The organism is Mycobacterium timonense (genome assembly GCF_025821985.1).
GTDB classification, from domain to species: Bacteria; Actinomycetota; Actinomycetes; order Mycobacteriales; family Mycobacteriaceae; genus Mycobacterium; species Mycobacterium avium.
This window is the reverse complement of the sequence record NZ_JACKSY010000054.1, coordinates 1-10,200: the sequence shown is the minus strand read 5'-3', so window position 1 is coordinate 10,200 and position 10,200 is coordinate 1. Positions and strand designations below refer to the sequence as shown.

10 protein-coding genes are annotated in these 10,200 nt (G+C 63.8%); 6 read left to right on the top strand and 4 right to left on the bottom strand.

All coding sequences use genetic code 11. The annotated features are described in order from the left end of the window. Nucleotides 1-38: 38 nt before the first annotated feature. Genes istB through H7I87_RS15050 form a run of 3 tightly spaced genes read right to left on the bottom strand, consistent with a single transcriptional unit; the run spans nucleotide 39 to nucleotide 3,180 of the window. Nucleotides 39-863, bottom strand: a complete 825-nt coding sequence (gene istB / locus H7I87_RS15060) for an IS21-like element helper ATPase IstB (protein ID WP_264002748.1) — start codon at nucleotides 861-863, stop codon at nucleotides 39-41. Between the two features lie 28 nt (nucleotides 864-891). After that, complete coding sequence (gene istA / locus H7I87_RS15055) at nucleotides 892-2,499, bottom strand: IS21 family transposase (protein ID WP_062886419.1); 1,608 nt, start codon at nucleotides 2,497-2,499, stop codon at nucleotides 892-894. A 30-nt stretch (nucleotides 2,500-2,529) separates the two neighbouring features. Beyond that, on the bottom strand, nucleotides 2,530-3,180 hold the full coding sequence (locus H7I87_RS15050) for a winged helix-turn-helix transcriptional regulator (RefSeq protein WP_062886418.1): 651 nt from the start codon (nucleotides 3,178-3,180) through the stop codon (nucleotides 2,530-2,532). A gap of 64 nt (nucleotides 3,181-3,244) precedes the next feature. Between H7I87_RS15050 and H7I87_RS15045 the strand changes: the two genes are divergently transcribed. The 3 genes from H7I87_RS15045 to H7I87_RS15035 are packed head-to-tail and all read left to right on the top strand — an operon-like array spanning nucleotide 3,245 to nucleotide 5,975. Next, nucleotides 3,245-4,123, top strand: coding sequence for an alpha/beta fold hydrolase (locus H7I87_RS15045; protein WP_062886417.1), 879 nt, complete (start codon nucleotides 3,245-3,247; stop codon nucleotides 4,121-4,123). Further along, entirely contained in the window at nucleotides 4,123-4,461 is a 339-nt protein-coding gene (locus tag H7I87_RS15040) for a TfoX/Sxy family protein (RefSeq protein WP_062886424.1), read from the top strand. Before H7I87_RS15045 ends, H7I87_RS15040 begins: the two co-directional genes overlap by 1 nt. Next, nucleotides 4,458-5,975 (top strand): MFS transporter, encoded by a 1,518-nt coding sequence (locus H7I87_RS15035; protein ID WP_062886416.1) that lies wholly within the window; start codon nucleotides 4,458-4,460, stop codon nucleotides 5,973-5,975. The genes H7I87_RS15040 and H7I87_RS15035 overlap by 4 nt, the downstream gene beginning before the upstream one ends. 215 nt (nucleotides 5,976-6,190) lie before the next feature. Here the strand turns inward: H7I87_RS15035 and H7I87_RS15030 are convergent, their stop codons facing one another. Next, nucleotides 6,191-6,574, bottom strand: a complete 384-nt coding sequence (locus tag H7I87_RS15030; protein ID WP_090417692.1) for a hypothetical protein — start codon at nucleotides 6,572-6,574, stop codon at nucleotides 6,191-6,193. Nucleotides 6,575-7,080: 506 nt separating this feature from the next. Between H7I87_RS15030 and H7I87_RS15025 the strand changes: the two genes are divergently transcribed. From H7I87_RS15025 to H7I87_RS15015, 3 genes are all read left to right on the top strand, one after another. After that, nucleotides 7,081-8,052: a hypothetical protein gene (locus H7I87_RS15025; RefSeq protein WP_090417683.1), complete on the top strand. Its 972-nt coding sequence runs from the start codon at nucleotides 7,081-7,083 to the stop codon at nucleotides 8,050-8,052. A gap of 166 nt (nucleotides 8,053-8,218) precedes the next feature. Beyond that, entirely contained in the window at nucleotides 8,219-9,073 is an 855-nt protein-coding gene (locus H7I87_RS15020; RefSeq protein WP_244275057.1) for a DUF2637 domain-containing protein, read from the top strand. A 277-nt stretch (nucleotides 9,074-9,350) separates the two neighbouring features. Continuing rightward, the gene (locus H7I87_RS15015) at nucleotides 9,351-10,031 is read left to right on the top strand and encodes an HNH endonuclease family protein (protein ID WP_231102437.1); all 681 of its coding nucleotides are present in this window, start codon (nucleotides 9,351-9,353) and stop codon (nucleotides 10,029-10,031) included. Nucleotides 10,032-10,200: the final 169 nt, after the last annotated feature.

The window sequence follows — 10,200 nt, the reverse complement described above, 5'->3', positions numbered from 1 at the left end:
CATCGCGATGTTCCTCTCGGTAGTGATTCTTGGTCGTTTCACCACAGAGACTCACGCGATGGCCCTCTTACGTCAGGGACCGACACGCCGCCATCACTTACACCACTCCCCGGGACGCTCCCGGTGCCGGTTTCGATGATGTTGCCGCCGAAGGTGAGGCGATCGACGATGGTCGCCGCGCAGAGCCGCGGATCAGTGAACGTCTTGGTCCATCCGCTGAACGCCTCGTTGCTCGCTATGCCCACGGAGGCCTTTTCCTCGCGTTCGGTGAGAACTTGGAAGAGCAGCTCGGCGCCTCGCTTGTCCAGGGCCATGTAGCCAAGCTCGTCGATGCAGAGCAGGTCGACCCGACCGTAGCGGGCGATCGTCTTGGTCAGGGTCATTTCGTCGGCGGCTTCGACGAGCTCGTTGACGAGTTTGGCGGCCAGGGTGTACTTGACTCGGAAGCCAGCCATCGCTGCTTCGGTGCCCAGGGCGATGAGTAGATGGCTCTTGCCTGTGCCGGAGTCACCGATGAGGCAGAGGGGTTGGCCTTTGCGCACCCACTCGCAGGTGGCCAGGGTGTTTATGACGGCGGGGTCAACGTTGGGGTTGGCTGCGTAATCGAAAGTGCGCAGGGCCTTCTCGCGAGGGAAGGCGGCAGCTCGGATGCGGCGTTCGGAGCGCCGACGGGCGCGGTCGTCGCATTCGGCGAGGAGTAATTCAGCCAGGAAGGCGCGGTAGGACTGCTGCTGGCGGGCGGCGGTGTCGGCGGTTTCTGGGAAGTGTTGTCGGATCGTGGGTAGCCGCAGCATGCGGCAGGCTTGGTCGATTGCGGTGTCGGCGGCTTGTTCAGTCAGTCCGCGGCGTGCTCGTGCACTCATCGGTGATGGCCCTTTCCTCCCGGTGTTTCTACTGGGTGCTTCGCCGTAGAAGCTGGTCATAGACGGTCACCGAGGGCGGTGGCCGAGTGTCGGCGGGCAGGTGGGTCAACCGGCGTTGAGTTAGTGATGTCACCGACGTTGTGTCTGCGGTGGGTGGGCTGACGGCGGCGGTGACTCCCTCGGTGGTGTCGGCGGCTTTGCGGGCTTCGAGTGCAACGGCGTCAGCGGTCAGCGCGCCGGCTTGTAGTGCTGCGGCGATGCCGGCTACGACATCGCGCTGGTTGATGTGCCGGTGCAGCAGAAGGACTTCGATGAGCGCGCGGGTGCCGGCAGTGTCGCCGTGGGCCTTGCAGGCTGCTGCCCACCACGCGTCATGGGCTGTGGTGAATGTGCCGGCGGTGCGGGCTTGTTCCAGCGCGGTCGCCCCGGGTAGGGCACCGGGCTTGCGGACGAGGGCCTCAAGGTAGTGGTCCAGGTCCAGGCGTGAGCCGCCTTTGGTGAGTAGCCGTTCGTGGGTAGCCACGGGTGTCCTGCCGTCGTAGACGGTTAGGTCGGAGGCGTTGAGTAGCACCCGGACTTGACGGCCGATGAGCCGGGAGGGCACCGAGTAGCGGTTGGTGCGGACAGTGATTTGGGAGTATCGATCCACACGCGGTGTCAGCCACAGCCCGGTCTCGAATGGCTCGACAGGTAATGGTTTGAGCAGTTGGCGTTCAGCGCTGAAGGATTCGGCGACGGTGTGGGCGCGGTGACCGATGCGGCGATCATCGTCGGCGCGGTCGTAGTCATCGATGAGTTCGTTGAGTTCGCGCAGCGACATGACCTCAGGTATCGGCACGAGGTGGTTGCGTCGAAACCGTCCGATATCGCCTTCCACGCCGCCCTTTTCATGCGCCCCCGTCACTCCCGGCTGGCAGTAGAAAGCGTCGAGATCAAAGTGAGAACGAAACGCCACCCAGCGGTCTGTCTCGACGCGTTGGCGGGAGAACCCGATCACTTGGGCCACAGCGGCTTTGAGATTGTCGTAGCGGATCTTGCCGGCCGGTACTCCGCCGATGACCTCGAAGGCGTGCAAGTGACCCTCGAAGAACGCTTCCTGCCCACCGGTTGCCGACGCTCGGTGAATAGCTTTGCCGGAGTATGACATCCGCAGCGAGAACAGGTGGCATGTGACGAGTTGGCCGTTCAATCGCACACTGATTTCGCCGAAATCGACCTCGGCTTCCCGGCCGGGCAGATGCGTCTGGGGCACAAACACCCCGGGCGCGCCGCGGCCACACTCGATGCTGATATCTGGTCGTCGTTTGGCCACGTAAGCCCGCACCACTGGGTAGGACACATCGTCCATGCCGTATTCGGTGCGCAACCGCTCGAAGATGCGGGTGACGGTGTGGCGTTGCTTGCGCGGCGCGTCAAGGTCTGTGCGCAGGATTTCGTCGATCAGTGGTTTGAAAGCATCGAGTTTCGATGCTCTGGTCGGGTAGGTGGCGCGTTGGGCCGGCCACGCCGATGCCATGGCCGCCTGCACGGTGCGCCACCCGACACCGTGTTTGCGCTGGAGCTCGCGCCCGGATATGCCGGCGCGTGCGTCGCGACGAATCGCCGCGTACAACTCAACCCGAGAGTTAGGCGGCATCAGTACCCGCGAACAGGGTTGTCGCCGAGATCATCTGCTGAAGTTGGCAGGGGACTGAGGCGCGTCGAAGAAGCTTCGCAAGGCGGATTCGTCGCCATCGATGTCCACAAGCGCGACAACGTCATCAAGCGACAACACGCCCACTGCGAGTCCGAAAACAAGCTGCGCCTCGGCGGCGAGCACACCGTCAAGCTTGCGCCCGTCGTGCCTTTCGACGACGACGCCGGAATCAGTGGCTCGCAGTTGGACCGTTACGCCGTCGACGGTGATACCCACCGCCACTGACTGATCGGTAGGCACCCGACCAGCGAACAGGGCGGGAAGTGCCACCAAAAGCCCGTCAGGGCGGAATTCGTCGCCTTCGGGTCCACGGACCATCAGGGGCATCGACCAGCGGATCAACGAGTTGATGGGCTCGCGCAGTTGTGCCCCCCACGGCGTGAGGGCATAGGTGATCGCGTTGGCGTCGTCGGACAATCGCCGCTCGACCACGCCGGCGGTTTCCAGGTCTCGGAGCCGGCCGGTCAGAAGGTTCGTTGCGATACCGGATAACCCATCGCGTAGCTCGCCGTAACGCGCCGGTCCAATCAGCAGCTCGCGCACGATCAACAAACTCCACCGGTCACCCACTACATCCAGGGCCCGAGCAAGTCCGCAGTACTGACCGTAATCTCGACTCATCACCGTCCGCTTGCAAATATCATGTGTACTTGATTATATCATGTGAGGAGAGGGAGGGGTGGATATGTCGGTGGCGGAAAGGCCCGCTTGGGTCGATGACGAGTTGTTCCCGTTTGAGAGCCGATTCGTCGACGTCGACGGGCACAGCGTCCATTACGTAGATGAAGGGTCAGGCCCCACGCTGCTGTTCCTGCACGGCAATCCCACGTGGTCGTTCGACTACAGCAAAGTCATCGAATCCCTGCGGCACGAATTTCGTTGCATCGCAGTGGACTACCCCGGGTTCGGGCTGTCGGTGGCCGCGCCTAGATACCGGTATCTGCCCACCGAACACGCTCAGGTGATCGGCGCGTTCGTTGAAGCACTCGAGCTGAGTGGGGTCACGCTGGTGGCCCATGACTGGGGCGGCCCGATCGGGTTGGCCACACTGCAACAGCGCCCCGAGGCCTTTGACCGGCTGGTGCTGACTAACACCTGGGCCTGGCCGGTCGGCGCCCCCCTAATTCAGATCATGTCCCATGTGATGGGCAGCCCGATCGGACGGCTGTTGATCCGGCAGTTCAACCTGTTCGTCAACGTCATGATCCCCGTCGGGCATCGGCTAAGCAAGCCCACCAATGAGCAGATGACCCACTACCAAAAGGCACTCGACAGTCCCGCGCGACGGGAGGCCTCGGCGGTCTTTCCCCGTGAAATCACTTCCAGCCGAGCCTTTCTCGCCGAAGTCGAAGCGGGGTTGACTGACAACTCGGCACTGCCGACGCTGATCATCTGGGGCGACTCCGATTTCGCCTTCGGGAACAGCGAACTGCGGCGGTGGGAGCAGACGTTCACCGATCATCAGACCGTCATCGTTAAGGGCGCAGGCCACTTCGTCCCCTCCGACGCCCCTGAGCAATTCGCGGCAGCAATCCGCGAATGGCACACACCCTCGGGGTCATAGTGGCCTACGACAGGCATCTCGCAGCCCGCGTGCGGGAGACGTTCGCCGATGGCCTGCCGCTGCGCGAGCAGCCGATGTTTGGAGCGCTTGCGTTTTTGCTCGGCGACCGGATGGCAGTGGCTGCCAGCGCTGATGGCGGCTTGCTGGTCCGTGTGGATACCGCGCAGGTTGAACAGCTCGTCAGAACTACTGCCGCGCAGCCGGCGGAGATGAGAGGGCGGACCATGCGAGGTTGGGTTCACATCGACGGCGAGCACCTGCGCTCCCGGCACCAGCTCGGCGAATGGATCGCCATCGGAACCGAAGCCGCGACAAGCGTTCCCAGCGCGACAACATGAGCCGCAAGGCCGGGGTTCTGGCCGCTGTCTATGTAGCAGTCCTGGCCATCAACCTCGATGTCACGATCGTCAACGTCGCCCTGCCCAGCATCGCCACCCAACTTCATGCTGACACCCGCGGGCTGCAGTGGGTCGTCGACGGCTACAACCTCACCTTCGCCGCGCTCGTCCTGGCAGCAGGAAGCTTGTCAGACCGCTTCGGGCGGCGCCCAGCCTTACTGATCGGGCTGCTCGGCTTCGCCGTCACCAGCACAACCGGCGCTCTCGCCGAGAGCGCAGGCGCACTGATTGCAGCAAGGTTCAGCATGGGCGCGTTCGCCGCGCTGATCTTCCCCACCACACTGTCCATCATCACCAACACCTTTTCCGACCGTCGCCAACGCGCAACCGCACTCGGAGGATGGGGAGCCGTTGTCGGTGCAGGCGTCGCAGCTGGGCCGGTCACCGGCGGCCTTCTGCTCGAACACTTCTCGTGGAGCAGCGTGTTCTGGGCACTCGTCCCACTGGCCCTCATTGCCATGGCGCTCACGTACTTCCTGGTACCCGAATCACGCGACCCCGACGTGCCGCCGCTCGACATCCTGGGACTGACAACCTCGATCGGCCTACTCGGGATCCTCGTCTACACCATCATCGAGGCACCCAACCGAGGCTGGCACAGCACCACCACGCTGTTCGGATTCGCCGCCGCGGCCGCTCTGGCACTGGCGTTCGTCATGATCGAGCAGGCGGCTGAACACCCCATGCTGGATGTCAGACTTTTCACTGACCGTCGATTCAGCGCAGCCAGCGCATCAGTGACGGTCACCTTCTTCTCGCTGTCAGGATTTATCTTCCTGATCACCCAGTACTTCCAGGTGCTTCGCGGGTTCAGCCCACTAGCGACCGGCGCCCGCATTTTGCCCGTTGCACTTTCGATCGCGGTCGGCTCCGTGGTCGGTGGACTGCTCGCACCGCGCGTCGGCACCCGTGTCGTGGTGGTCAGCGGACTGGCGTCCTTCGGCACCGCGATGGCTTGGATCGCGGCCAGCATCAACACCAACACCCCCTACTGGTCCACCATCGTCGCCCAGATGCTGCTCATGGGTCTCGGCATCGGACTAATCTCCACTCCAGCAACAGAATCCATCATGCTCGTGCTTCCGCCAGCTCGGGCCGGTATCGGCTCGGCAGTCAATGACGCCACCCGCGAGCTGGGCTCGACCCTAGGCGTGGCCATCGTCGGCTCGTTGTTCTCATCAGTCTTCGGCGCCCACCTCGCTGGCAGCGCATTTGCGGCAACCGGGAAAGCCAGCATGGCCGCCAACTCGGTGCAAACCGCGTTCGGCGTCGCCGCCAACACGCCCGAGCTTCTCACAGCCGCACAAAATTCATTCCTCGCCGGCCTCACCGCGGCCTGCACCGTAATCGCCGGCCTTTGCTACGCCGCCGCTACCGCAGGCATCATTGCGCTACCCGGCCGAAGGTTCCCGACGCCGTTCGCTACGACGACCGCCGTATTAAGTAGCCAGTAAGCAGGTCGACAATCGGCGTGGACAGCCTCGACGGTCGGCCACGCAATTCACACGCGCTGCACCGACTCCCATATTCACAAACAGGCCGCCGCCCGAGGTCTTCGCCGACGTCGCCATTCATCAACAAACGACGTCGTCAATCACGCACAAAATCACAGGTAAGACATTGGGGGCGACTGCGACGGGCCTGCTGACTGACGGTTTGGGGTGTGCCCTTAGCGCTGTTTGCGCACCACATCGGCGTAGCGCGAGTAGATCGCTTGGTGTGACACACCAAGGGATTTGGCGATCGCCGGCACTGTGACGCCCCGCCGGCGGGCATCCTCGATGGCTGGCCCGGGATCGCCCACTGTCGCGAGAATCCGCACCACCAACAGCGACCAGGCCTTTTCGAACGCACAGAGCAACTCGTATCGCGGGTCGTCCGGATTCGATGCCATTAGGACTTCCAGGGCATCCGCCGGATCATCACCGGCTCCAGCGCCAGGACCAGCGAGCAGTAAGCGTGTGGCCTCAAGGCGCGCCGCACGGAGCGCAGCCGCCGCGACCTTGCCGGACGCCGCAGCCATCGCGTCTTCGCTGAGGTCGTCGAACGCCACCCATCGACATTAACGCCATGGCGACGACCATCAGGAAAGGCGCACGCGAAACGCAAGTACAGGTTGGTGTATCGTGCAAGTACAGCTTGCATATGATGATTCCTGAAGAGGCGACAAATGGCTGACCCACACACCACGCAAATCCAAGTGGCCTGCGATGACCTCTACTGCGCGCCTCTGGACCCCGTCGTCCAAGCCAACGTTCGGGACATCCTGCTGAGGCTGACACCTCGCGCGAATGACCGCGACATCGCCCGAAGGATCCGGATCGCGTGCGACGAGTTGCACGACGACCCGACGGATATTGATGCCCGCCGCACGCTGCTCGCTCTCCTGAGTCCCACCGTCGACGCGGGCACTCCAGTCCGGAGCTAACGTCAGGTGCGCGCCGACCAGCGCAGATGGCACGTCTCCGGGCGCGCGTCGGGCGTCGGGCGTCGGGCGTCGAATTTCCGGGGGTGCGGCAGGCCCCGCTAATACCTGTCTGTGCAGCTAGACTCGCGTTTATGGGTCACCCGTTGACTTACGACATCCCGCAGTTTCGGCATGGGTCTCACCGCCTGGCCAAGCACGGTCATAAGGCTGCCAAGGACCTGACCAGTGGTGTGCAGTCGGCGTTGGCACCGCCCGGGGCAGTCAGTCCGGTCGGAAACCAGATCTCGCTGTTCACCGGCCAGCTGCAAACTGGTCTCGCGCCGGCGGGCCCTGCGCTCGCCGATGGCGCGGATGGCGTCAACAACGGGGTGCAGACGGGCATGACGGGCATCGAGAATCAGGACGGCCAGAATGCGGCGGGCTTCAACGATGGCACTCCTGATGATGGTGAGCTCGATCCCGAATCGATCGACCAGGACGCCCAGGACAAAGCTCAGGAGATGCTGGGCGGCGACAAGACCGAGCAGATGATGGAGCAGATGCTGCAGATGGGCATGCAGACGGGCTCGCAGATCGCCGAGCAGCTCTCCCAGCAGTTCTCCCAGATCGGCAGCAAGCTTGGCGAGGTTGTCGGCAAGGCCGGCGAGCAGGTCGGTCAGCTCGTCAGTAAAGCCGCCGAATCGGCCAAGTCTGCGGCCGACGTCGCCAAGCCCGACCTCCTCGATGGTCTCGGCGGCGGCTTTGGCGGTGGCGGGGGCATGGACCCGGGCGTGACCATGCCCGCCGGCTTGGAAACCCCGGTGACGCCGATGAACGGCTCGAGCGCCTTGCAGGCGAGCCCCTTGCAGGGCGTCGGCGGTGGATCGCCGTCGGCGGCCGCGGCGGCCAGCAGAATGCCGATGATGCCGATGATGCCGATGCACGGCGCGCGGGGCCACAACAAGGACGAGGGCAAGTCCACCAAGCGCGATCCAGCGATCTTCCCCGAAGACAAGCTCTACGATGCCCCCACTGGCGTCGAACAGACCTTCGGCGCGATCCCCGAGATCGAATACGAGGAGCCGCCGTTCGGCACCTCGGGAACCCAGGCCTCTGGCCACTAGCGTTATCCGGGGCTCTGCCATTCGCGCTGGTCGGCACCCGCTGGAATGGCACCACGGCAGTGTTACGATTTGCAGCGACGATGTTCCAGTGGCCTTGTGCGCCACGCAATTTCGGTTCATCAGTGTCTGTGAGCGCACGAATTCTCCGCCGATCTTTGAGGACGCCATGACTGCCGTCGACGACGCCCCGCTTGACCTGCAGCCCGCCCGCAACGGAAGTAGTCCAGCAGCCGCGATGGCGCCGATCACCACACTGCCGGTGACCGTCGTCTCGGGCGACGACGATGAGCTTGTGCTGGCCGGCGACGAGGAAGTCCTGGCCGCGCCCGGTTCGGCCAGGATGCTGCGCGCCACCCGCTTCGCCGCGGTGTCGATCACTGCCGTCATCGGTGTGGCCTCGTTCATCTTGAGCTTCGCCTCGCTGACCGACCTCGCGATCCGCGCCGGCTACCCCCGCAGCCTCGCACCGTTGTGGCCGATCATCGTCGACGGCACTATCCTCTCGGCCACCATGGCGGTCCTCGCCCTGGGCGCCTACGGCACGCAGCAACGCGCCAATCGCCGGTTCTTCTGGTGGGTGCTCGCGCTGGCCGCGTTGGCCAGCATCGGATCGAACGCGCTGCACGCCATCACGCCACCGGGCACCGAATTGGCCCCGTGGCTCAAGGCAGCGATCGGCGTCGTGCCGCCGGTAAGCCTCTTGGCTACCGCTCACGGCGCCGCCATCTTGTCCCGCGTTCGCCCGATGACGGTGAAAGCCGTTCGGGTGCAACAGGAAAACCAGGAGGCGCAGCGAGCGGCCGACCGCCGCCGACACTGGGTCACCCTCGCGCGGAGCATCCAGGATCAGTCGACGCAGAAAGCGATCGTGGAACGGCCAGTCGAGCAGATCGCCGACGTTTTGGAGGCCACCCACGACGGAGGTCAATCCCAGCGTGCCATCGCATCGAGTACTGGCCTGCACCACGAGACGATCCGCAAGATCCTCCAGGCCGGCGCCGCGGCGATCGGGTCGGCGTAGCCGGAGCCATCGCTGTTGCCGGGTGCGCGGCCGGGCTCGATCAGTCGGGCTCCTGCCTCTGCGAGGGAGGCGTCTCGCTGTTGCCACCACCACCACCGCCACGTGGGGGACATGCCATCTACGCTGGTGGCACCGGTTATTTGCGGGTGCGACTGTCGTGCAGCACATTTCGCGCATCGTCGCGATCGGATTTGTCCCCGCGCCCGCTTACGCTGAGCAAAGCACAAACAAACGCATGGGGAGGCATCGAGTGGTTAGACCAGGACGGCGCCACCGCGTGATCGCGATCGCAGGCGCCGCCACAGTCGCAATCGTGACGTGGCTACACCCCCACCTTCCCGATATCGGATACCGTGGCGACACAGTAGCTATCGCCGCCCCCGAAGCCACATCGGCTGACCTGACCACACTGCTGGGGCAAGTCAAGGTCGTCGACCGCATCGACTCCGTACCTGGCTACGAACGCAGCTGCAAGAAGGGCCAAGACTGCGTCTTCGGACCCGCATGGAATGACCCCACCAATCACACCGGATGTGATACGCGCCAACGGATTTTGGCCCGCGACCTTAAAGACGTCGTCTACAAAGACGGTACCCACAACTGCAAGGTCATCGCTGGCTGGCTGCGAGACCCCTACAGCGGAGAACGAGTCGACCTGGCCGACATTCAGATCGACCACACAGTCGCCCTCCACCATGTGTGGAACGCCGGTGCATGGCAATGGGATTCACCCAGACGCCAAATCTTTGCCAATGATCCCATCGAGCTACGTGCGATCTCATCGGCAGTCAACAACGCCAAAAGCGATGCAGGCATGGACCAATGGATGCCTCCCAGCCCTGCCGCCCGCTGCCCATTCGCAACCTCATACGTGACCATCCTCGCTAAGTACCAACTGCCCATCACCACCAGCGAGAAGAACGCCGCAATCCAAGCTTGTAGCCCACTTAGCCGCTAGATGCAGGCTGATGACGGTCGACTTCCAGGCTCAGACCTTGCAGGCTAGCCTCGACGTTTCATGAATTGGCTGGTGACGCGGGCCCTGTAATGCACGGAAGTGCCTGTCCTGCTTGAGAACATTGACTTGCTGAGGGTCAAGGTTTCATCAAGTGGAAAGGCACTCCGTA